Here is a 20,834-nt window from a genome sequence, read left to right as displayed (position 1 = left end):
GTGATCGACGGACCGGCCACGTGGAGTCGGCGGCCAGCGGTGGTGGAGGTGCGCCCGGCAGGATTCGAACCTGCGGCCTTGGGATTAGAAGTCCCCTGCTCTATCCGCTGAGCTACGGGCGCGTGGCGTGGATGTCGCGCCAAGAGGGTACCGCCGCCCCGCCTCGCAGCGGGGAAAAGGGTGCTCGCGTCCACATCGCCGAGCAGGGTCTCACGGCGGCCAGGTATCGGGCATCCGGGTTCCCGCCGGTGGGCGCGGCGCTGGCCCGTACCCTCGGCTGGTGTTGCTGGACCCCGACGCCGAGAGCGGCGTCGCCTACGAGTTGTGCCAGGTCGTCGGCCGCGCCATCCTGCCGTACCGGTCATCGGACGCCGCCGACCAGCGCTTCGGCACGGCGTTCTTCTTCCAGGCCGCCGACGACCCGGTGGGGGAGTCGCTGCTGACCGCCGCCGACCTGGTCGGCCCGGCGGGCGGCGAGGTGGGCCTGCGGGCGAGCGTCACCGAACCGGCCGGCGTCGCCCCGGACGCGATCACGGTGGCCGAGATCACCCCCGGGTGGGCGCGCTTCCCGGGCGACGGCGTCGCGGTGCTCCCGACCGCCGGGCTGCACCGCAGCGCCGGCGACGGCGGCTGGCGGTGGCGGGTACAGCCGGTGCCCGCCGGGATCGCCGCCGGGCCCGAGGTGGTCGAGCGCAGCACCGCCGCCGCCGGGTCCGCGTTCGTGCTTGCCCATGGGGTACGCGCCGACGGCTCCCGGCCGCTGGAGGTGGCGATCGAGCGGGTGGTCCGCGACGGCGACACCGTGCGGATCACCACGGAGCTACCCCAGGGGTACGTCGGCGCGCCGGTCTTCACCGTGCACGCCGACGCCGCCGGTGAGGTGTCGCTGTACTGCCTCGGCCTGGTCCTGCCCGGTGTCGACGGGCATCCGGTGGCGACCTTCGACCGGATCCGGGCAGTCCTTCCGGCCACGCCCGGCGACGCCTGAGCTGTCGTCCTGTCGTCGGGTGGTCAGTCGCTGGCCGTCGCCCCGGTCCGTTCGGCCGTGGAGGGGTCGGTCAGGGCTGGTTCGGCCGGGGCTGGATCGGTCAGGGCTGGTTCGGCCGGGGCGGTGGGACCGGCGGCCAGGAACGCCTCGGCCCACCGTCCGACCTCGTCCAGGACCTGTCCGCGTACGGCCGGGCCGGAGAGCGTGAGGTCGTGCAGCCCTCCGTCGAAGCGCGCCAGGGTGACGTGCCGGCCGAGGCGGGGCGCGTACCGGACCATGTGCTCGACGTCCAGCACCGTGTCGGCAAGTGTCGCGTTCTCGTGCCATTTGGTGCTCCGGAAGGAGCGGGTCGAGCAGGCCACCAGCACCGGCACCTGGATGTTCAGCCCGGCGCGCAGCCGGCGTTGGCCGGTACGGATCGCGTTCAGCCAGCCGGCCCGGACCGGGAACCCGGCGAGCGGCTTCCACGCCAGGTCGTACGTCCACTCGCCACGATGGTCGGCGTGCAGGCTCTCGCCGTACACAGTGCCGAGCCCGAGCGGCACGATGCGGTGCGGCGCCCTGCGGCCCAGCCGGGCCGCGGCGGCCGCGATGGGTCGGCGCAGCGCCCAGGGGGCGTTGAAGTCGAAGAAAGGGCTGTTGAGGACCAGGCCGTCGATGGTGCCGGCGTCGCGGCGGGCGTCCGCCCAGAGCGACAGGACCAGGCCGCCGGTGGAGTGGCCCATCGCGAGCAGGGTGTCGTGCCCGTCGTCGGAGCGGATGATCTCGGCGGCGGCGTCCAGCTCGGAGAAGTAGTCGCTGACGTCCTGGCAGAAGTTGGGGGTCTGGTGCGCGAGCAGGCTGCGGCCGTATTTGCGCAGGTCGAGGGCGTAGAAATCCCAGCCACGTTCGGCGAAGAAGTCGGCCAGGTGGGTCTGGAAGAAGTAGTCGACGAAGCCGTGAACGTAGAGCACCGCCCGCCCGGTGGGGCGCTCCGCCCGCCGGCGGACAAGTGTCGCGACGACAGGACCCTCATCGTCGACGCCCAGGTCGATCGTCTGCCGCTCGTAGGGCGGCCCCAACACGTCCGGTTCCACGAAACCGACGCTACGCCGACCAGCTACCCGTTGGTAGCCCCGACGCCGCCGGGCCCACTCTCCGGCTCTCGAACCGCGGCCGGCAGGCCCGCCGGCCCCGACCGGCAGTGCCTGCCGGCCGGGACACAGCGGGTACGCGCTCAGGCCGTCTCGGCGTCGGCGCGGCTCGGGTCGGCGGCGGGCAGCGCGTCCGGCTCCTCGGTGTCGACTGGGCCCTGCGGCGGGCTGACGTCGCGCAGGTGCTTGTTGTGCCGCGGCTCCTGGCGGGTCTTGGCGTCGTTGAGTCGCCGCCGCAGGTCGTCGCGGACGTCGTTGAGCGCGGCGTGCAGGTCTTCCTCGCTGGAGGTGGTGACGATCTTCTGGCGGCCGGCGATCCAGCACTCCAGGGTGACCTTCTGACCCCGGGCCTCCCGATCCTTCACCGACACCTCAAGCTCGGTGGCGTCGGCGTGGAAGCTGGCCAGCCGGGCGTCGAGGGTGGCGAACTGCTCGGCGATCCAGTTGCGGTCGCCCTGCGAGAACCCGGCGCCGACCCGCAGGCACTCCGCCACGGTGGCCGGGTTCGCCACGGCGCTCATCGCCGCACCTCGGAAACGGTCGCGAAGCCGAAAGTAGTGATCATCATGACGCTGACCTCTCGTCGACGTGGAGCTGTCGGTGGTGCGTTGATCAAATCCATACCCACTCGGTCGGCCCCGGAACCGCCGGGACCGTGCCGAGCACCGTCGGCGGTGCCGGGGACGTGATCGGCGGCGCGGCAGGCGGCTTCGGCCGTAGCACGCGAGGGCTTGATCAGGGCGTTATCCACAGGAGGTCCCGTTGTCCACAGGTCGGGGGTGGGGCGCTGGCGACCCACGCCGGCGCCGCCCAGGCTGAGGGCCGAGTCGACTCGCGCTGGCAGACCCCGATCCCCTGGAGGGACGATGTTCGATACCTACGTCACGATCGTCGGCAACGTGCTTACCGCACCCGAGTGGCGACGCACCACCCAGAGCAACACCCTGGTGGCCAACTTCAAGGTCGCCTCCACGGCCCGCCGGCTCGACCGCGACAGCGGCCGCTGGGTCGACGGCAACTCGCTGCGGGTACGCGTGAACTGCTGGCGCAAGCTCGCCGAAGGCGTGGCAGCCTCGGTGATGGTCGGCGATCCGGTGGTGGTCTGTGGCCGCCTCTACACCCGCGACTGGACCGACGACGCCGGCAACCACCGCACCGTCTACGAGCTGGAGGCGGTAGCCGTCGGCCACGACCTGTCCCGTGGCCGGGCCCGCTTCCTGCGTAACCGGCCGACACTAGCGACAAGCACTGTCGAGGACGCGGAGGCCGAGAGCCGGGTGCACGGCGAGCCCACCGAGCCGGTGCCGGCCGGCCAGGTGCCAGTGCTGCCCGACGGCCGCGAGCTGGACGACGACTTCGAGCTGTCCGACTTCGGCTCGCTGCGGGCCAGCCCTGTCGACCACGACCCGCTCGACGACGGCCCGGACGATGGCCCGGACGACGGCCCGCTGGACGGCGGCGTTTCTCTCGGCGAGGACAGGGCCGTCATCGGCCAGGGCGGCGTCGCGGGTGGCGTCGGCGGCGGACGGGGCGGCGTGGCCGACATTCCTGCCGCCCTCGACGACGACGAACTGACTCCTCCCGGCGACGGCGACCCGCAGGGCGACCCCGACGACGAGTTGGCACCCGTACCCGACGAGGGTCGGCCGGACGCCGCGCCGTCCGGTCGGGGGCGGCGTGGCCGAGGGCGGGTTCCGCAGCCGGCGTGACCGTTCGGCTCGTGGTTCCCCCACCGGCACTGCTGCTTGTCGCTCACCACGGCGCGGACACGGCGCGGACACGGCGAGGGAACGGCGGCAGCACCGGTACGGCACGACGGGGGCGGGGTGGCGATGCGACTGGCGTCGTCACCCCGCGTGTCGGCAGCGGCACCGCCGGGCTGGTGGAGCGCTGCGGACGCGGGTCGGCTCATGAGGTGCTCGTCTAGGCTGGCTGGCCGGAGGTGGTACGCGTGCGACGGACAGCGCCGGTTGCTGACGCGGTGGGGCTGCTGGCCGGGTACGCCCTGGACAGGCTGCTCGGGGACCCCCGCCGGTGGCACCCGGTGGCCGGCTTCGGGCGGGCCGCCGGCGCGTTGGAGCGCCGCCTCTACCGACCGGACCGGACAGCCGGGGCGGCGTTCACCGCGCTCGCCGTCGGCGGGCCAGTGGTGCTCGGCGCGGTTGCTGCGGCTGCCACCCGGCACCGGCCGGTGGCCCGCGCGGCACTCGTCGCCGCCGGAACGTGGACCGTGCTGGGCGGCCGTACCCTGCGGCACGAAGCCTCTGTCATGGGTCGAACACTGCGCGACGGCGACCTGCCCGCCGCTCGGCAGCGCCTCGGTAACCTCTGCGGCCGCGACCCGTCGACGCTGGAGGAGTCCGAGCTGGCCCGGGCCACCGTCGAGTCCGTAGCGGAGAACACCTCCGACGCGGTGGTCGCCCCGCTGGTGTGGGGTGCGGTTGCCGGCCTACCAGGCCTCCTGGGCTACCGCGCGGCGAACACCCTCGACGCCATGGTCGGGCACCGGTCGCAGCGGTACGCGCGGTTCGGCACCCCGGCCGCTCGACTGGACGACCTGCTCAACCTGGTGCCGTCCCGGCTGACCGGGCTGCTCACTGTCGCTGTCGCCCCGGTAGCACACGGTGACCGCGAGCGGGCCTGGCACGTGTGGCGGCGCGACCGCAACGACCATCCGAGCCCCAACGCCGGCCAGTGCGAGGCGGCGATGGCCGGCGCGCTCGGCGTCCGCCTCGGTGGCCGCAACGTCTACTTCGGGCGCTCCGAGGTACGCCCGTTCCTGGGTGACGGCCCGCGCCCCGAAGCACGCCACCTCAAGCGGGCCGCCCGCATCTCCGGCGCCGTCGGCCTGGCCGCCCTCGGACTGGCAGCCGCGTACCCGGTGACCGTCGGCCGCCTGGTAAAGGCCGTGGGTCGGCGCGCGCTGCACGCAGCGGTCGGCGGGCGTGGGCTGGGTGGCGCGATCGGCCAGAGCAGGTCGCGGGCTGTCGTGGCAGGGCAGGGGAGCGGGCGGTGAGCGGCGGCCTCCTGGTCGCCGGCACCACCTCCGACGCCGGCAAGAGCGTGGTCACCGCAGGCATCTGCCGGTGGCTGCACCGCCGAGGCGTCAAGGTGGCGCCGTTCAAGGCGCAGAACATGTCGAACAACTCGGCAGTCGTCGTCGGGCCGGACGGGCGCGGCGGCGAGATCGGTCGCGCCCAGGCCATGCAGGCAGCGGCCTGCGGGATCGCCCCGGACCTGCGCTTCAACCCGGTACTGCTCAAGCCCGGCAGCGATCTGACCAGTCAGGTGGTGCTGCTCGGCGAGGCGGTCGACACGATCACGGCGAGCACCTTCGGTCAGTTGCGGCCCCGGCTCGCCGAGACCGCGTACGCCGCGCTCGCCGAGCTGCGCGACGTGTACGACGTGGTGATCTGCGAGGGCGCGGGCAGCCCTGCGGAGATCAACCTGCGGGGCGGGGACTACGTGAACATGGGCTTGGCCCGGCACGCCAGCCTGCCCACGCTCGTGGTCGGCGACATCGACCGGGGCGGGGTGTTCGCCTCGATGTTCGGCACTGTGGCGCTACTCGACGCCGCCGACCAGGCGCTGATCGCAGGCTTCGTGATCAACAAGTTTCGCGGGGACCGCGGCCTGCTTCAGCCCGGCCTGGACATGCTGCGCCAGGTTACCGGCCGCCCCACGTACGGGGTGCTGCCCTGGGCACTCGACCTGTGGCTCGACGCGGAGGATTCACTCGCCTACGGCAGAGTGCTCGGCCGCCCCGCCGCGCCGCACGGCACCGAATGGTTGGACGTGGCAGTCGTGCGGCTACCCCGGGTCAGCAACGCCACCGACGTGGAGGCGCTGGCCACCGAGCCGGGCGTGCGCGTCCGCCTCACCGTCGAACCGGCCGAGCTGGCCGCCGCAGACCTGATCGTCCTACCCGGCTCGAAGTCGACGGTCGCGGATCTCGCCTGGCTACGCGAGACGGGCCTCGCCGACGCGATCCACGCCCACGTGAGCAGCGGAAAGCCGCTACTCGGCCTCTGCGGCGGCTTCCAGATGCTCGGCCGGGCCATCCACGACCCGGTGGAGAGCCAGCAGGGCAGCGTGGCCGGGCTCGGCCTGCTGCCGATCGAGATCACCTTCGACCCGCGCAAGACCGTCCGGCAGTCGGTGGGCACCGCCCCCGGTGGCCTGCCCGTGCGCGGCTACGAGATCCACCACGGGTACGTCTCACACGCCGACCCGACCCTGACCCCGCTGCTGACCGGTGCCGACGGCGTCGGCGAAGGCGCCGTGCTCGGCGCGGTGCACGGTACGCACTGGCACGGGGCATTCGAGTCGGACGAGTTCCGTCGCTGGTTTCTCACCGAGGCTGCACGACTGGCCGGGCGCACCGGGTTCCGTGTCTCACCGGTCACCAGCTTTGCCGCCGCCAGGGAACGCTCGCTCGACCTGCTCGGCGACCTCGTCGAGGAGCATCTGGACACCGACGCCCTCTGGAAACTCATCGAAAACGGCCCCACTCCCGGGCTCCCGTTCATCCCACCGGGCCCGCCGCAAACCTGACCGGAGACTCAGCCGCGACTTCTCCCGCCGTCCCGGCTGGGCTGCGGCTCGGCGTCGGGGACGGTTGGCTTCGGCGACGGTGGCCTGCCCGTCCCCGCCAGTCGGGCCGACGTTGCGGCGTCTGGTGGGAGTTCAGGGGCGGATGTCGGCGGGGCGATCAGTGGTGGGCAGACCGGCGGCGAGCCAGGCGTCCACGCCTCCGATCATGTCGGTGGCGCGGCGCAGGCCGAGGGTCTGCAGGCTGGCGGCGGCCAGGCTGGAGCTGTAGCCCTGGCGGCACACCAGAACGATCTCCCGGTCGTAGCCGGTGGCCTCCGGAATGCGCCAGGCGCTGGCCGGGTCGAGTCGCCATTCCAGCACCGTCCGGTCGATGACGACGGCACCGGGCAGGTCGCCCTGTTCGCGTCGTTGCGTGTCGGTACGGGTGTCGACAAGCAGCGCGCCGCCGCGGACCGCCTCGACGGTCTGCTGCGGAGTCAATCGGTGCAGCCCGGCGCGGGCCTGTTCGAGCAGGGCGTCAATGCCGGGGCTCATCACGTCTCGGAGCACCACCAGATCATGCCGATCGGGCTACCCGCCCGCGTGGCGAACGGGTTGCCCGTCACCCCTCGCCGCCGCAATTCCCCCGGACGTGACGGTCCCCCGGCCGCAGCGGTCAGCCGGACGTGTCAGCCCGCCAACGCACCCGACACCGCGTGCGTCAGCCGGACGGGTCAGGCGGCCAACGCACCCCGCCGATGCCGCGTGATCCACTCGTCTTCCGTGAAACCGGGGTGTCCCGGGAGGCAGGACACCCCGATCTCACGGAAACCGAGTCGATCACGTTGACCTGTGGCGACGACGGCATACTTCGGTGGTGTGGACCAGGCCACCGACCGCACCGACAGTAGGTTGACTGTGGCCGTCGTCGAGGCGTACACCGAGTTGGCCCGTCGGGTGCTCGCGGGCCCGGCGCGGTTGGGGCGGACCCGGCTTGTCGCTGTCGACGGGCCGAGCGGCGCGGGCAAGAGCAGTTTCGCGGCGCACCTCGCGGACGCCCTTGCCGCCCTGGCAGGCACGCCTCGGCACCACTGTGAAGGCGGCGGGCGACCGCCGGTGGTGCACACCGACGACCTGCTCGACGGTTGGGACGACCAACTCACCTTCTGGCCGCGGCTGGACGCGCAGGTGTTGGCTCCGCTGCGGGAGGGACGGCCCGGGGCGTACCGCCGCTACAGCTGGGTGCGGCGGTCGTTCCTGCCACGCCCGGTCCCGGTGCCGGTCGCGCCGGTGCTGATCCTGGAGGGCGTCAGCGCGGCGCGCGCCGTCGTCCGGCCCGAGGTGACAGTGGCCGTGTTCGTGACCGCGCCCGCGCCGACGCGGCTGGCTCGCGCTGTCGCCCGGGACGGACCGGAGATCCTGCCCGAGCTGCGCCGCTGGCATGCGGGGGAGCGGGCGCACTTCGCCGCCGACGGCACCGCCGACCGGGTCGACCTGGTGGTCGACGGTGCGCCGAGGCTGCCGTACGACGCCGAGAGGTACTACGTGCGGACGCGCTGACCCGAGTGCAGCCGGTAAGGCTCAGCCGGGCGTGGACGCCGGCCACCGACTGGGGCACGATGCGGGGAAGGTCGGGAACGGCGAACGGGAGTCACATGTCGACAACGGACACACCCGCACGACGCCGGGTCACCCTCACCGGCATCAGCTCCCGAGCCTGGGAGCATCCGGCGGACCGGGGCGCCCTTGTCGCGCTGCGGGAGCTGCGCGGGTTCGACGACGTGCTGCGGGCGTTCTTCGGCATGTGGAACGAGCGCGGGTTCCGACTTTCCGTGCTGGCCTCCGGCATCCGTGTCGACCACCGGCAGTACCCGGCGGTGTGGCAGCGCTACACCGAGGCTGCGGCGGCGCTCGATGTGGCCGAGCTGCCCGAGCTGTACGTGACTCAGTCGCCGTGGCTGGGCGCCGAGGCGGTCGGCCTGGAGCGGCCGTTCATCGTGCTGAACTCCGCGTGCGTGCAGCAGCTCGACGAGGACGAGCTGCGCTGCCTGCTCGGCCACGAGCTGGGGCATGTGGGCAGCGGGCACGCCGTCTACAAGACGATGCTGATGATCCTGACCCGGTGGGCGGCCAACCTGAGCTGGCTGCCGGTGGGCGCGTTCGCGCTGCGGGCGATCATCGCGGCGATGCTGGAGTGGTGGCGCAAGGCGGAGCTGTCCGCCGACCGGGCGGGGCTGCTCGCCGGGCAGGATCCAGCCGCCGCGCTGCGGCTGCTCATGAAGCTCGCCGGTGGCGGTGACCTGTCCCAGGTCGACACCACCGCCTTCCTGGAGCAGGCCGCCGAGTACGCCGGTGGCGGCGATCTGCGGGACAGCCTGCACAAGATCCGGATGACCGCGTGGAGCACCCATCCGGCGCCGGTGGCGCGGGCCGCCCAGCTGCGGCAGTGGATCGACTCCGGGGCGTACGGGCGGGTGCTGGCCGGGGACTACCCACGTCGCGACGATGACGCCTCGACAAGCGTCTCGGAGGAGATCAAGGCCGCCGCCGAGTCGTACCGGGAGGAATTCAGCAGGTCCACCGATCCGCTCGTCGGTTTGCTGCGCCGCCTCGGCGACGGGGCCAGCGACGTCGGCGAGTGGGTGGGCGGCACCGCCGGTCGAGCCCGCTCCTGGGTGGATGCCGCGACGGAGGCCGCCGGCCGGGCACACCGCGCCGGTCGGGCCGCGCCCGGTGCCACGGCGGGTGCCGGCGGTGGCGGTGACGGTACGGGCTCGGGCGGCGCGGCGGTGTAAGGCCGGCATACGATTCCGGTCATGACCTCACCGATCATGTCCGAGTCCGAGGTGCGGGCCGCCGTCGAGCGGGAGATGCCCGGCGTCCGGGCCGACCTGGAACGTCTCGTCCGTATCCCGGGCATCGCTTTCGACGGCTTCGACCACTCGCACGTGGAGCGCTCCGCCGAGGCGGTGGCCGATCTGCTGCGCGGCTGCGGCCTGGACGTCGACATCGTGCGCTCCGGCGGCCAGCCCGCGGTGATCGGCCGGCGGGCAGCACCGCCCGGAGCGCCGACGGTGCTGCTGTACGCCCACCACGACGTGCAGCCGGTCGGCGACCTGTCGCTGTGGGAGTCCGACCCGTTCGAGCCGGTGGAGCGCGACGGCCGGCTCTACGGCCGGGGCGCGGCCGACGACAAGGCCGGCATCATGGCGCACGTGGCGGCGCTGCGCGCGTACGGTGACGCGTTGCCGGTCGGCGTGGTCCTGTTCATCGAGGGCGAGGAGGAGTACGGTTCCGACTCGCTGGAGCGGCTGCTGGCCGAGTACCGCGACGAGATCGCCTCGGACGTCATCGTGATCGCCGACTCCGCGAACTGGGACATCGGCGTACCGGCGCTGACCACCTCGCTGCGCGGCATCGTCAACTGCTTCGTTGAGATCCGTACGCTCGACCACGCCGTGCACAGCGGCATGTTCGGCGGCGCTGTCCCGGACGCGCTGACCGCGTTGGTCCGCCTGCTGGCCACATTGCACGACGACGCCGGTGACGTGGCTGTCGACGGGCTGATCAGCCGCGGAGGTGCCGTCGTCGACTACCCGGAGGACCGGTTCCGGTCCGAGGCGGGGCTGGCCGAGGGTGTGCAGCTCATCGGCACCGGCCGGATCACCGACCGGCTCTGGACCAAGCCGGCCCTGACCGTGCTCGGCATCGACGCGCCGGCCACCGGCGAGGCGCCGAACGCGTTGCTGCCGGCAGCGAAGGCAAAGCTCAGCCTCCGTCTGGCCCCGGGCGACGACCCGAAGCGGGCGTACGCGGCGGTGCGCGCCCACCTGGAGAAGCACGCGCCCTGGGGTGCTCAGGTGACGGTGACGTTCGAGCACGACGGCGAGCCGTGCGTGATCGACGCTTCCGGCCCGATGTTCGACGCCGCCCGCTCGGCGTTCCGGGCCGCCTGGGACGGCACCGACCCGGTGGACATCGGCGTCGGCGGTTCGATCCCGTTCATCGCGACCTTCCAGGAGATGTTCCCGCAGGCGGCGATCCTGGTGACCGGTGTGGAGGACCCGCACGCCCGCGCGCACGGCCCGAACGAGGGCCTGCACCTCGGCGAGTTCGCGCGGGTCTGCCTCGCCGAGGCGTTGCTGCTGGGTGCGGTGGCCGTGGCGGGTGCGAACAGGCGATAGGTGTCGGAACCGTAACTCCCTGTCTGATCTGGGAGTTTGCGGCGTGTCGCGGGCGGGTTTGTTATAGCCTTTCGAACATGAGTACGAACGAGGTGATGGCCCGCCTGGGGGCCGCCGTCAGTGCGCTGGGGGACGTCGACGTCTCCGCGTGGTCCGAGGACACGCTCAACGAACAGCTCGGTGAGCTCTCCGCCGCCCTGGTCGCCCTCGACTCGGTGCTCTCCCGGGTCGCCGGCGAGGTCCGCGCCCGAGGGCTGCGCATCGAGGAACCCGTCTCCGCCTGATTCGCCGCCACCGCCGGCAGCGGTGGCGGCACCCTGCCGACACCGCCCGGGTACGGCAATACCCGGGCGGTGTCGTGGGCGGCTGGCAGGATGAGGTTCGTGCGGTTCATCGATCTGGCGGCCACCTCCGCCGCCGTGAGCGCCACCAGCGGCCGGCGGGCCAAGGTGGAGTTGTTGGCCGACGCGCTGCGCCGGCTCGACCCGGCCGAGGTGGAGCCGGGCGCCGGATATCTCGCAGGTGAGCTGCGGCAGCGGCAGACCGGCGTGGGCTACGCCAGCCTGCGTGACCTGCCGCCACCCGCCGCCGAGCCGATGCTGACAGTGGCCGCCGTCGACGCGGCCATCGAGCAGATCGCCGCAGTGCAGGGCGCGGGTTCGCAGGCCCGCCGCCGGGCGTTGCTGGGCGCGCTCTATTCGGCGGCGACCGCCGACGAGCAACGGCTGCTCACCGCCCTGTTCGGTGGCGAGTTGCGCCAGGGCGCCCAGGCAGGGCTGTTGGCCGACGCTGTGGCACGGGCCGCCGAGGTGCCTGTCGCGACGGTCCGCCGGGCGCTGCTGCTCGCCGGTGACCTGCGCGCGGTGGCGGTTGCCGCGCTGGCCGGAGGTGCCGCCGAACTGGCCGCTTTCGGCCTGCGGGTCGGCCGACCGCTCGCGCCGATGCTGGCGCAGAGCGCACCCTCGGTCGACGAGGCGCTCGCCGCGACCGGCACTCCCGCCGTGGTCGACGTGAAGCTCGACGGCATCCGCATCCAGGTGCACCGCTCCGGCGCCGACATCGCGGTGTTCACCCGGAGCCTCGACGAGATCACCGGCCGGATGCCCGAGGTGGTGGCTGCCGTCCGTGCCCTGCCCGGCCGGGAAATGGTGCTCGACGGCGAGGCGATCGGCCTTGACGATGCGGGCCGCCCACTGCCGTTCCAGCAGACCTCAAGCAGGGCCGCACGGCGCACCACGCCCAGCACCACCGGGGGCACGCCGGTCGCCCCGGCGGTGCTCGCCGCGGCGGCCAACACCGGTGCGACGGTGCTGACCCCGTACTTCTTCGATCTGCTGCACCTCGACGGCCAGGATCTGATCGACCTGCCCGGTCGGGAACGGTGGGCCGCGCTCGCTGGCGCTGTCGACTCGTCGCTGCTGGTCGGGCGAATGGAGGTCGACGGCCCGGAGCAGGCCGGGGCCGCGTTCGCCGCCGCGATCGACGCCGGCCAGGAGGGCGTGGTGGTCAAGGCGCCGGACGCGCCGTACGACGCCGGCCGGCGAGGTGCCGCCTGGGTCAAGGTCAAACCACGGCACACACTCGATCTGGTGGTGGTGGCCGTCGAGTGGGGCAGCGGCCGGCGCGAGGGCTGGCTGTCCAACCTGCACCTGGGTGCCCGCGACCCCCGCACCGGCGACTTCGTGATGCTCGGCAAGACGTTCAAGGGGCTCACCGACGAGCTGCTGCGCTGGCAGACCGAGCGGTTCCTCGGCCTCGCCGTGGAGCACGGCGACTGGGTGGTCCGGGTCCGCCCCGAGCAGGTGGTGGAGATCGCCTTCGACGGGGTGCAGACGAGTTCGCGCTACCCGGGCGGCATGGCGCTGCGGTTCGCCCGGGTGGTGCGTTACCGCGACGACAAGACCGCCGCCGAGGCGGACACCATCGACGCGGTCCGGGCCATCCACGCCGGCCGTTCCACCGGCTGACCGTCGTCGCACCGGCCGGCCGCTGACGACCGGCCGTCGCCAGCCTGGTCACCGTCGTCGTACCGGCGGTTGATCCAGTTGACCGGCCGCCGCCGGCCCGGGTCACCGGCTGGACAGCGACCGGGCGTAGTTGACCTGGTTGTTGATGTGCTGCACCTGACCCTGGTCGCTCACCGGGATCCGGGCCACGTACTGCTGGACGCCGTTGGTGACCGTCACCTGGACGGTGCCGCGGTGCCGGGTCTCCTTGACCAGCAGGAAGAGCAGGCTGAAGATGGCCACGCAGAAGAATCCGACGATGGCGCAGACCAGCGCCCAGGTGGCGATCTTCTCCTCGCGCTGCCAGTAGTCGGCCACGTGCCAGCTCGCGCCGGCCAGCGGCAGCACCCCGGCCGGCGTGCGGATGACCGGCGGGCTCACCGCGATCTCGGCGATCTGCACGGCGACCACCTCCGGCCCGGCGAAGCCGGCCGTCGCGGCCGGGTACGCCGCCACCGGCGGATACGGCCCGACCGCCGGCCACGCCCCAGGGGTCTGGGCTGGCGGCCCGGAGAAGGAGGCCGGCGGCGCGGAGTACGACGCGGGTGGCGCGGAGTACGACACGGGTGGCGCGGAGAAGGGCGCGGCCGCTGCGGGCGAGATGGCCGGCGAGGTGGGCGACTGCGCCGGTGCGGCAGGGAACTGCGCGGTCGGTGCCGGGGCGGCCGGCGGCGTACCGAAGATCGCGGCGGCCGGGAACGGCGCGGCCGGTTGCGGCGTGGCCGGGAACGGCGTGGCCGGGAACGGCGCGGTCGGCGGCATGGCAGCCAACGCGGCGGTCGGCGGCTCGGCGGCCCACGGGTCGGTGGGCGGATGTGCCTGCGTCGCCGGCTCCGACTCGGGTCGCGGCACTGCGGGATCCACGGTCATCAGCGCACCCCGCACGAATTGATCACCCGGCGGAGACTACCGGCTGCCGTGGTGCCCCGTGTTCCCCCGACCGTCCGATTGCGACGCCGGTACGGTCACCGGGCTCAGGCGGACGCGCTCGGCGTGGGCTCAGCCGCCCGGTCCAACGGGGCGGTCGTCGTGTCGATCCCGGCGGCCCGGCGGGCCTCACGACGGGCCACCCAGCCGTAGCCGAAGAGGGCCATCACTGCGAACAGCCACCACTGCACGACGTAGCCGAAGTTCTGCCAGTTGTTCGCGTGCCCCACCGGCACCGCCTTGAACACCGGGTCGGCGGGCGGGGTCTGCTCGTCCAGCAGCAGGTATCCGCCGTAGATCGGGTAGGGCAGTTCGCGGGCGAGCCCGGGCACGCCGACGCGGCGGGTCTCCAGCAGCCCGTTGCGGCGGGCCACAGTGCCGGCGCCGCTCTCGGTCTCGTGCACCCGGCCGACCACCGTCACGTCGCCGGTGGGCGTGGCGGGCACCGACGGCTGTGCTGTGGCCCCGCCCGGAGCCGGCGGGATCCAGCCCCTGTCGACGAGCAGCGCGGTGCCGTCGGCGAGCACCAGTGGGGTGAGCACCTCGAAACCGACGCGACTGTCGGCCGTCCGGCCCCGGACCAGGATGGTGTTGGACGGGTCGTACCGGCCGGTGGCGGTGATCCGGGACCAGACCTTGTCCTCCGCGGGCGGGGGGCCGGCGGTCCCCGGACCGCCGGTGGGAGCGCGGAACGCCTCGCTCAGAGGCACCGGTGCCATCCGCAGACCGGCGTCGATCCGCTCGTTGACCTCGGTGCGCCCCTGGTAGCGGTCCAGCTGCCAGTTGCCCAGCCAGACCATGACGGCAGAGGCGACCAGTGTCAACGCGAGGGCGCCCAGCCAGCGTGGGCTCAGCAGGAACCGGTACACGGCACCGAGGCTACCCGTATGACCGGGGCCACTGACCTGCACCGGGCCGGAGACCGCCGATCGGCCGGGCCAGGGACCGTCGATCAGCGCGGGCGGGGACCGTCGACCACCCCGGGTCGGGGGTGCTCGCGCGTACGACCGGGCGGGTATCGTCACGCGGACGGCTCGGCACCCCGGCCGGTCGTCGCGTACCCGCCGCCGCCCGCGAGGAGTCGATGATGACCGTCGTGCCGCGCCTGGTGCTCAGCGCGCCGTCCTCCGGCCACGGAAAGAACGCGCTGGCGATCGGGCTGCTCGCCGCCCTGGCCGAGCGGGGTGTCGACGTCGCCGGGTTCAAGCTCGGCCCGGACCAGGTCGACGCCGCGTACCTCGGTCTCGCCGCCGGTCGGCCGGGCCGGGTGATCGATCCCCGGCTGGTCGGTGCCGACCGGCTCGCCCCGCTCGTCGCGCACGGCGCAGCGGGCGCCGGGCTCGCCGTGGTGCAGGGCAGCATGGGCCTGTACGACTCGGTGGGTGGCCGCCCCGAGCAGGAGTCCACCGCCGCCGCGGCCGCCGCTCTGCGCAGCCCCGTGGTCCTGGTTGTCGACGTGGCGGCGATGGGACAGTCGGTTGCCGCCCTCGTGCACGGTTTCCGCTCGTACGACGAGCAGTTGTGGCTCGGTGGGGTGATCCTCAATCGGGTGGCGTCCTCCCGGCACGAGGGGATGCTGCGCGAGGCGCTGGAGGACGTGGGGGTGCCCGTCTACGGGGCGCTGCGCCGCCATGACCTGCCGTCGGTGCTGCCGTCGCGCCGGCACGGCGTGGCCCCGGTCGTCGACGGGTCGGCCGACGCCACCCGTGCGGTCCGTCGCCTCGGCGAGGCTGTCGCCGCAACTGTCGACCTGGAACGGCTGCTCGGGCTGGCCCGCTCGGCACCGCCGCTGCCGGCGACGGCGTGGTCGCCGCAGGAGGTGCTCGGCGAGCTGGTCGTCCCGGCGCAGCGTCCGCTGGTGGCGGTCGCGGGTGGGCCTGGCGGCAGTTTCAGCCATCCGGAGACGGCCGAGTTGCTGCGGGCCGCCGGGGCCGAGGTCGTCGTTGTCGATCCGCTGCGCGACGAGACGCTGCCGGCCGGCACCCGCGCGCTTGTCGTCGGCGGCGCGCTGCCCGAGGCGTACGCCGAGCAGTTGTCGGCCAACCGGCGGCTCTGCATCGCGGTGGCCGAGTTGGCGCGTACCGGGCGGCCGGTGGTCGCCGAGGGCGCGGGCCTGCTCTGGTTGGCGCGGGAGCTGGACGGGCTGCCGATGTGCGGCGTGTTGGACGCAGTCGGTGTCAGCCGGGATGGCCTCGTGGTGGGCTACCGGGAGGCGACAGCCCAGACCGACAGTGTGGTCGCGGCGAAGGGCACAGTGCTCGTCGGCCACAAGGAGCACCGCGCGGTGCTCACCCCGCGCGCTGGTCAGCGGCCGGCGTGGAGCTGGGACGGTGGCACGCCGGAGGGGTTCGTCTGGCGCAACGTGCACGCCTCGCAGCTCACCCTGCACTGGGCCGCGCATCCGGCGACCGCCGCCCGGCTGGTCGCCGCTGCGGCGAGCGAGCCGGCGGCCGAGGCGCTGCCCGCCACCCCGGACGGTGTGCCCGCGTAACGCCGGTTCCGGCACCCGCCGGTTCCGGCACCCGCCGGTTCCGGCACCCGCCGGTGCCGGCAGCCGGCTGACCCGCGCGGATCGACGCGGGTCAGTCGACTGTCACGCCGGTCAGCCGACTATGGCGTCCGATGGTGGGGTGAACTGACGGGTCGGTGTGCCCTTCAGTCCGTCGCGCAGGGTCTCGGCGACCGCCGCGATAGGGATCTGCGACTGCCCGTCACCGACGGCGTTGAACGGATTGTCCGGGTCGGAGATGAAGCTCGCTGCGGCCAGTTCAGGTGTGTAGCCGACGAACCAGGCCGACCGGGTGCTGTCGGTGGTGCCGGTCTTGCCGGCGACCGGGCGGCCGACCGTACCCCGGACGCTGTCGGCGGTGGACCAGCCGCCGCAGCTGCCGCGTGCCGGGGTGTCCCCGGTGGGGCAGCGGGCGGCGTCGGTGGCGGCCCGAGCGGCGTCCGCGCTGACGACCTGCCGACAGCGTGGCTTGGCCACCTCGCGATGGATACCGCCGGGGGTCGCGTACGTCGTCGGAGTGCCGTCCCGGTTCATGATCGCCTGTACGGGGATCGCCTCGCAGTAGCGGCCGTCGGCGGCGATGGCGGCGTACGCGTTCGCCATCTCCAGCGGGGTGGCGTCGGAGACGCCCAGGGTGAAGGCACCCCACTTCGAGGCTTTCGCGGGTGAGGCGTGGTCCCGGTCCACGTCGGTGCGCCAGCGCAGCCCGAGTTGCTCGGCCAACCGGACCGCCCGTTCCGCGCCGACCTTCTCCTCCAGCCACACGAAGTACGTGTTCACCGACTTGCCGAAACCGGACCACATGGTCTGCTGGCCGGTCATCGCGCCGCTGGCGTTGGAGGGCGACCAGCCGTCGTAGACCTCCGACCGGTAGCGGTATGGCGCGTTGAATGAGGTGGACAGGGTCATCCCCGAGTCCAGCGCGGCAAGCATCGGGAACATCTTGAACGTCGACCCGGCCTGGTAGCCCGCCAGGTCACCGCCACCGAGCAGTGGCGCCACGGTGTTCGGGTAGTTGGCCTTCACCTTCGGCCCGGCCTCGGGGTTCGAGCTCTGTGGGTTCTCGCTCAGGTCCAGCGAGTACGTCCGGTTCACCGCCATGGCCTTGACCCGCCCGGTGCCCGGCTCGGAGACCACGATGCCGTTGGCGAACGGGCTGCCGGTGGCGTCCTTGGCGCCGACGTTCTTCTCCGCCGCTTCCTGGACCTTCGGGTCGAGGCTGAGCACGATCCGGTAGCCGCCGCGGCGCAGGTTGTCCATCCGCTCCAGGCGGCTGGCGCCGAACGCGGGTTGGGAACTCCACCAGTTCTTCAGGTAGTCGCAGGCGAAGCCCCAGCTGTTGTACTTCTCCGGGATCGCCGCGCAGTCGTGCGGCGGGGTGGTCAGCTTCAGTCGGATCGGCTCGGACTTGGCGGCGGCGGCCGAGTCGGGGGAGAGGTAGCCGAGTTGGCTCATCCGGTCCAGCACGTAGTTGCGCCGCCCGGTGGCCTCCTTCTGGTCGGAGTCGGCGGGGTCGTACTCGGATGGGGACTTGACCAGGCCGGCGAGGGTGGCCGCCTCGACGGGGGTGAGGTCCTTCGGGGTCTTGGAGAAGAAGATCTCGCTTGCCGCGTAGATGCCGTACGCCCGGTGACCGAAGTACGCCGAGTTCAGGTAGCGCTCCATGATCTGTTCTTTGCTCAGCTCCTTCTCCAGGTCCAGCGCCATCCGCATCTCCTTGACCTTGCGCAGGCTGGTCTGCTGGGTGGCTTCCTGGACCTCCTTGGGCGTTGTCGCGCTGTCCCGCAGGGCCATCCGGACGTACTGCATGGTGAGCGTGGAGGCACCTTGGGAGACCCCGCTGGAGCGGGCGTTGGACACGAAGGCGCGGGCCACGCCCTTCGGGTCGACGCCGTGGTGCTGGTAGAAGCGGGAGTCCTCGGCGGCGACGATCGCCTGCTGGATGTTCGGCGACATGTCCGACAGCTTCGTGTACTGCCGGTACTCCTCGTAGAACATGGTCAGTACGGTCTTGCCGTCCGGGGCGTAGAGGTAGGAGGTCTCGGCGGGCAGGGCGGTGGCCAGCAGCTTGGTCTTGTGCTCCACGGCGTGTGCGGTGGCCTTCGCGCCGAGCCCGGTCAGGGCGACGAGCGGGTACGCGGCGGCGGCGATCACGATGCCGGCGATGAGCCCGGCGCGCAGGAGAGGAACGAGTCGACCAGCGGCAGCAAGGGGTCGGTTGCTCACATGGCCAAGTTATGACATTTCAGAATCGAACATGAGAAAAACTCATAAACCAGCGCTGTGGTGATGTGCCTTACGCCGGGATCGACTGTCCCGCCGGCCGCCTTCCCGGCAGGATCGCGGGCATGCGTGATCAGCCGAGCGACGTACCGCCGGTCGCCGCGGCCGACCCGGCGCTGGCGCCCGAGCCGGATCTGGCACACCACGGGGACGCGGAGGTCGGCAACGGCCTCATCGACCTCGCCGTCAACGTCCGCCAGGCACCACCGCCTGCCTGGTTGGCCGAGCCGATCGCCGCCACCCTCACCGACCTGGCCCGCTACCCGGACCCGACGCAGGCCCGTGCCGCCGTCGCCGCCCGGCACCGGCGTCCCCCGAACGAGGTAGTGCTCACCGCCGGGGCCGCCGAGGGCTTCGTGTTGATCGCCCAGGCGCTGCGCGGCATCCGCCGACCGGTGGTCGTGCACCCCCAGTTCACCGAACCGGAGGCGGCGCTGCGGGCCGCCGGTCACCAGGTCGAGCGGGTGCTGCTCGACCCGGCTGACGGCTTCCGGCTCGACGCGTCCCGGGTGCCCGCCGACGCCGACCTGGTGATGATCGGCAACCCGACCAACCCCACGTCGGTGCTGCACCCGGCCCAGACGGTGGCCGCGCTGGCCCGCCCGGGTCGGGTGCTCGTTGTCGACGAAGCGTTCGCCGACACCACAGGCGGGCACAGCGGCGAGCCGGAATCACTCGCCGAGCGGCGCGACCTGCCCGGACTGCTCGTGGTGCGCAGCCTCACGAAGACCTGGGGGCTCGCCGGCCTGCGGATCGGCTACCTGCTCGGCGCCCCGGAGCTGCTGTCCCGGCTGGCCGCCGTCCAGCCGCTCTGGGCCGTCTCCACGCCCGCGCTGGCCGCCGCCGCGGCGTGCGCCACGCCCGTCGCAGTCTCCGCCGAGCGCGCGATCGCCGTCGACCTCGCCGCCGACCGCGACCACCTGGTGGCACGCCTCGCCAGCATCCCCGGTGTACGCGTCGCAGGCCGCCCCGCCAGCGCGTTCGTGCTTGTGCACCTGCCCGGCGCGATGCGGGTGCGCTCGGCCCTGCGGGACCGGGGCTGGGCGGTGCGTCGCGGTGACACGTTCCCGGGTCTCGGCCCGGACTGGCTGCGCCTGGCGGTACGTGACCGAAACACCACCGACGCGTTCGTCGAGGTGCTGCGCGAGATCATGGAGGCATGATGCTGGAGACCACGATCGCGGCCATCGCGCCACTGGACGAGTCGGCGATGGCCGCGGCCCGGGAGATGCACGGCCGCCTGACCAAGCCGCCGGGCTCGCTCGGTGCGCTGGAAGACCTGTCGGTACGCCTCGCGGGGCTCGCCGGGGTCTGCCCACCGCCGTTGCCCGAGCCGGCCGCAGTGGCGATCTTCGCGGGAGACCACGGGGTGCACGCCCAGGGGGTGACCCCGTGGCCGCAGGAGGTCACCGGGCAGATGATCGGCAACTTCCTGGCCGGCGGCGCGGTCGTCAACGCGTTCGCCCGGCAGGCCGGCGCCTCGGTCACAGTTGTCGACGTCGGGGTCGCCAACCCGCTGCCCACCCCGGACGAGGTACCCGACCCGGCCGTGCACGATCCGGCCACGCCCCGGCTTGTCACCGCGTCAGTACGCAGGGGCACCCGGGACTTCACAGTGACCGCCGCGCTCACCCGGGACGAGGCGCTCGCGGCGGTGTGCACCGGCATCCGGATCGCCGACGAGTTGATCGATGCCGGCGCCGGCATCCTGCTCACCGGCGACATGGGCATCGGCAACACCACCCCGGCGGCCACCCTGATCGCCGCGTTCACAGGCGTCGACCCGCTCGACTCCACCGGCCGGGGCACCGGCGTCGACGACCCGACGTACGCCCGCAAGGTGGCAGTGGTGCGTGCCGCGCTGGCCCTGCACGAGCCCGACCCGGCCGACCCGCTGGGCGTGCTGGCCGCCGTCGGCGGCCTGGAACACGCGGCGCTGGCCGGGCTGATCCTGGGCGCGGCAGCGCGCCGCACACCTGTGCTTCTGGACGGCGTGATCGCTGTCTCCGCCGCGCTCGCCGCCGCCGCGTTCGCGCCGAACGCGGTCTTCGCCATGGTCGCCGGGCACCGCTCAGCCGAGCCGGGTGCCACGGTGGCGCTGCGCAGCCTGGGCCTTGACCCGCTTATCGACCTGGGGCTGCGTCTCGGCGAGGGCACCGGGGCGCTGCTGGCGCTGCCGGTGGTCACCGGCGCGGTGCGGGTGCTGCACGAGGTGGCCACGTTCGACTCCGCAGGGGTGGCCGAGAAGTGACAATGCGCGTCCGGCTCGGA

General features: G+C 73.1%; 18 protein-coding genes and 1 tRNA gene. 12 read left to right on the top strand and 7 right to left on the bottom strand.

Annotated elements, in window-relative coordinates; all coding sequences use genetic code 11:
* Nucleotides 1-49 precede the first annotated feature (49 nt).
* Nucleotides 50-122 (bottom strand) — tRNA-Arg (locus tag ACPXB1_RS21360).
* Between the two features lie 158 nt (nucleotides 123-280).
* Between ACPXB1_RS21360 and ACPXB1_RS21355 the strand changes: the two genes are divergently transcribed.
* Nucleotides 281-988, top strand: a complete 708-nt coding sequence (locus ACPXB1_RS21355) for a hypothetical protein (protein WP_053653133.1) — start codon at nucleotides 281-283, stop codon at nucleotides 986-988.
* A gap of 23 nt (nucleotides 989-1,011) precedes the next feature.
* Here the strand turns inward: ACPXB1_RS21355 and ACPXB1_RS21350 are convergent, their stop codons facing one another.
* Together ACPXB1_RS21350 and ACPXB1_RS21345 are read right to left on the bottom strand one after the other, a co-directional pair.
* Nucleotides 1,012-2,064: an alpha/beta hydrolase gene (locus ACPXB1_RS21350; protein WP_355593915.1), complete on the bottom strand. Its 1,053-nt coding sequence runs from the start codon at nucleotides 2,062-2,064 to the stop codon at nucleotides 1,012-1,014.
* Nucleotides 2,065-2,204: 140 nt separating this feature from the next.
* The gene (locus ACPXB1_RS21345) at nucleotides 2,205-2,642 is read right to left on the bottom strand and encodes an HPF/RaiA family ribosome-associated protein (protein WP_355593917.1); all 438 of its coding nucleotides are present in this window, start codon (nucleotides 2,640-2,642) and stop codon (nucleotides 2,205-2,207) included.
* Between the two features lie 345 nt (nucleotides 2,643-2,987).
* Between ACPXB1_RS21345 and ACPXB1_RS21340 the strand changes: the two genes are divergently transcribed.
* From ACPXB1_RS21340 to ACPXB1_RS21330, 3 genes are all read left to right on the top strand, one after another.
* Nucleotides 2,988-3,830: a single-stranded DNA-binding protein gene (locus tag ACPXB1_RS21340; protein WP_355593919.1), complete on the top strand. Its 843-nt coding sequence runs from the start codon at nucleotides 2,988-2,990 to the stop codon at nucleotides 3,828-3,830.
* 242 nt (nucleotides 3,831-4,072) lie between these two features.
* Complete coding sequence (locus tag ACPXB1_RS21335; protein WP_355630372.1) at nucleotides 4,073-5,137, top strand: cobalamin biosynthesis protein; 1,065 nt, start codon at nucleotides 4,073-4,075, stop codon at nucleotides 5,135-5,137.
* Nucleotides 5,134-6,675 (top strand): cobyric acid synthase, encoded by a 1,542-nt coding sequence (locus ACPXB1_RS21330; RefSeq protein WP_425735709.1) that lies wholly within the window; start codon nucleotides 5,134-5,136, stop codon nucleotides 6,673-6,675. Before ACPXB1_RS21335 ends, ACPXB1_RS21330 begins: the two co-directional genes overlap by 4 nt.
* A gap of 132 nt (nucleotides 6,676-6,807) precedes the next feature.
* Here the strand turns inward: ACPXB1_RS21330 and ACPXB1_RS21325 are convergent, their stop codons facing one another.
* Nucleotides 6,808-7,209 carry a rhodanese-like domain-containing protein gene (locus ACPXB1_RS21325; RefSeq protein ID WP_053653131.1) on the bottom strand — a complete coding sequence of 134 codons (402 nt, stop codon included), beginning with the start codon at nucleotides 7,207-7,209 and terminating at the stop codon, nucleotides 6,808-6,810.
* Nucleotides 7,210-7,506: 297 nt separating this feature from the next.
* Here ACPXB1_RS21325 and ACPXB1_RS21320 point away from each other — a divergent pair, with 297 nt between their 5' ends.
* The 5 genes from ACPXB1_RS21320 (at nucleotide 7,507) to ACPXB1_RS21300 (ending at nucleotide 12,805) form a co-directional block, all read left to right on the top strand.
* On the top strand, nucleotides 7,507-8,214 hold the full coding sequence (locus ACPXB1_RS21320) for a uridine kinase family protein (RefSeq protein ID WP_425735708.1): 708 nt from the start codon (nucleotides 7,507-7,509) through the stop codon (nucleotides 8,212-8,214).
* A gap of 95 nt (nucleotides 8,215-8,309) precedes the next feature.
* Nucleotides 8,310-9,449: a M48 family metallopeptidase gene (locus tag ACPXB1_RS21315; protein ID WP_355593926.1), complete on the top strand. Its 1,140-nt coding sequence runs from the start codon at nucleotides 8,310-8,312 to the stop codon at nucleotides 9,447-9,449.
* 36 nt (nucleotides 9,450-9,485) lie between these two features.
* Nucleotides 9,486-10,838 (top strand): dipeptidase, encoded by a 1,353-nt coding sequence (locus ACPXB1_RS21310; RefSeq protein WP_355594016.1) that lies wholly within the window; start codon nucleotides 9,486-9,488, stop codon nucleotides 10,836-10,838.
* A 77-nt stretch (nucleotides 10,839-10,915) separates the two neighbouring features.
* Nucleotides 10,916-11,122: a hypothetical protein gene (locus tag ACPXB1_RS21305; RefSeq protein ID WP_030333429.1), complete on the top strand. Its 207-nt coding sequence runs from the start codon at nucleotides 10,916-10,918 to the stop codon at nucleotides 11,120-11,122.
* Nucleotides 11,123-11,212: 90 nt separating this feature from the next.
* Entirely contained in the window at nucleotides 11,213-12,805 is a 1,593-nt protein-coding gene (locus ACPXB1_RS21300; RefSeq protein ID WP_355593928.1) for an ATP-dependent DNA ligase, read from the top strand.
* Nucleotides 12,806-12,907: 102 nt separating this feature from the next.
* Here the strand turns inward: ACPXB1_RS21300 and ACPXB1_RS21295 are convergent, their stop codons facing one another.
* Together ACPXB1_RS21295 and ACPXB1_RS21290 are read right to left on the bottom strand one after the other, a co-directional pair.
* Entirely contained in the window at nucleotides 12,908-13,714 is an 807-nt protein-coding gene (locus tag ACPXB1_RS21295; RefSeq protein ID WP_355593930.1) for a hypothetical protein, read from the bottom strand.
* Nucleotides 13,715-13,818: 104 nt separating this feature from the next.
* A complete protein-coding gene (locus ACPXB1_RS21290; RefSeq protein WP_355593932.1) occupies nucleotides 13,819-14,640 on the bottom strand; it encodes an SURF1 family cytochrome oxidase biogenesis protein in 822 nt (273 codons plus the stop codon).
* A gap of 218 nt (nucleotides 14,641-14,858) precedes the next feature.
* On the opposite strand from ACPXB1_RS21290, the gene ACPXB1_RS21285 reads away from it, so the two are divergent.
* On the top strand, nucleotides 14,859-16,262 hold the full coding sequence (locus ACPXB1_RS21285; protein ID WP_355593934.1) for a cobyrinate a,c-diamide synthase: 1,404 nt from the start codon (nucleotides 14,859-14,861) through the stop codon (nucleotides 16,260-16,262).
* 111 nt (nucleotides 16,263-16,373) lie between these two features.
* Here ACPXB1_RS21285 and ACPXB1_RS21280 read toward each other — a convergent pair whose 3' ends face one another.
* Nucleotides 16,374-18,506 (bottom strand): transglycosylase domain-containing protein, encoded by a 2,133-nt coding sequence (locus tag ACPXB1_RS21280; RefSeq protein ID WP_355593936.1) that lies wholly within the window; start codon nucleotides 18,504-18,506, stop codon nucleotides 16,374-16,376.
* A gap of 122 nt (nucleotides 18,507-18,628) precedes the next feature.
* Here ACPXB1_RS21280 and cobC point away from each other — a divergent pair, with 122 nt between their 5' ends.
* Both cobC and cobT read left to right on the top strand, forming a co-directional pair.
* On the top strand, nucleotides 18,629-19,726 hold the full coding sequence (gene cobC / locus ACPXB1_RS21275; RefSeq protein WP_355593937.1) for an Rv2231c family pyridoxal phosphate-dependent protein CobC: 1,098 nt from the start codon (nucleotides 18,629-18,631) through the stop codon (nucleotides 19,724-19,726).
* The gene (gene cobT / locus ACPXB1_RS21270) at nucleotides 19,726-20,814 is read left to right on the top strand and encodes a nicotinate-nucleotide--dimethylbenzimidazole phosphoribosyltransferase (RefSeq protein WP_355594018.1); all 1,089 of its coding nucleotides are present in this window, start codon (nucleotides 19,726-19,728) and stop codon (nucleotides 20,812-20,814) included. The genes cobC and cobT overlap by 1 nt, the downstream gene beginning before the upstream one ends.
* Nucleotides 20,815-20,834 lie beyond the last annotated feature (20 nt).

This window comes from Micromonospora sp. DT68, assembly GCF_049847245.1.
In the GTDB taxonomy this organism is placed as follows: domain Bacteria; phylum Actinomycetota; class Actinomycetes; order Mycobacteriales; family Micromonosporaceae; genus Micromonospora; species Micromonospora profundi.
Note: the sequence above shows the minus strand (reverse complement) of the source record. Positions and strands in the feature narration are given on the sequence as shown.

Excerpts from the sequence above, each read along its gene's own strand:
- ACPXB1_RS21285 (WP_355593934.1), top strand. The coding sequence starts at position 14,859 with ATGACCGTCGTGCCGCGCCTGGTGCTCAGCGCGCCGTCCTCCGGCCAC.
- cobT (WP_355594018.1), top strand. The coding sequence starts at position 19,726 with ATGCTGGAGACCACGATCGCGGCCATCGCGCCACTGGACGAGTCGGCG.
- ACPXB1_RS21340 (WP_355593919.1), top strand. The coding sequence starts at position 2,988 with ATGTTCGATACCTACGTCACGATCGTCGGCAACGTGCTTACCGCACCC.
- ACPXB1_RS21325 (WP_053653131.1), bottom strand. The coding sequence starts at position 7,209 with ATGAGCCCCGGCATTGACGCCCTGCTCGAACAGGCCCGCGCCGGGCTG.
- ACPXB1_RS21310 (WP_355594016.1), top strand. The coding sequence starts at position 9,486 with ATGTCCGAGTCCGAGGTGCGGGCCGCCGTCGAGCGGGAGATGCCCGGC.
- ACPXB1_RS21315 (WP_355593926.1), top strand. The coding sequence starts at position 8,310 with ATGTCGACAACGGACACACCCGCACGACGCCGGGTCACCCTCACCGGC.
- ACPXB1_RS21345 (WP_355593917.1), bottom strand. The coding sequence starts at position 2,642 with ATGAGCGCCGTGGCGAACCCGGCCACCGTGGCGGAGTGCCTGCGGGTC.
- ACPXB1_RS21305 (WP_030333429.1), top strand. The coding sequence starts at position 10,916 with ATGAGTACGAACGAGGTGATGGCCCGCCTGGGGGCCGCCGTCAGTGCG.
- cobC (WP_355593937.1), top strand. The coding sequence starts at position 18,629 with ATGCGTGATCAGCCGAGCGACGTACCGCCGGTCGCCGCGGCCGACCCG.
- ACPXB1_RS21295 (WP_355593930.1), bottom strand. The coding sequence starts at position 13,714 with ATGACCGTGGATCCCGCAGTGCCGCGACCCGAGTCGGAGCCGGCGACG.
- ACPXB1_RS21300 (WP_355593928.1), top strand. The coding sequence starts at position 11,213 with ATGAGGTTCGTGCGGTTCATCGATCTGGCGGCCACCTCCGCCGCCGTG.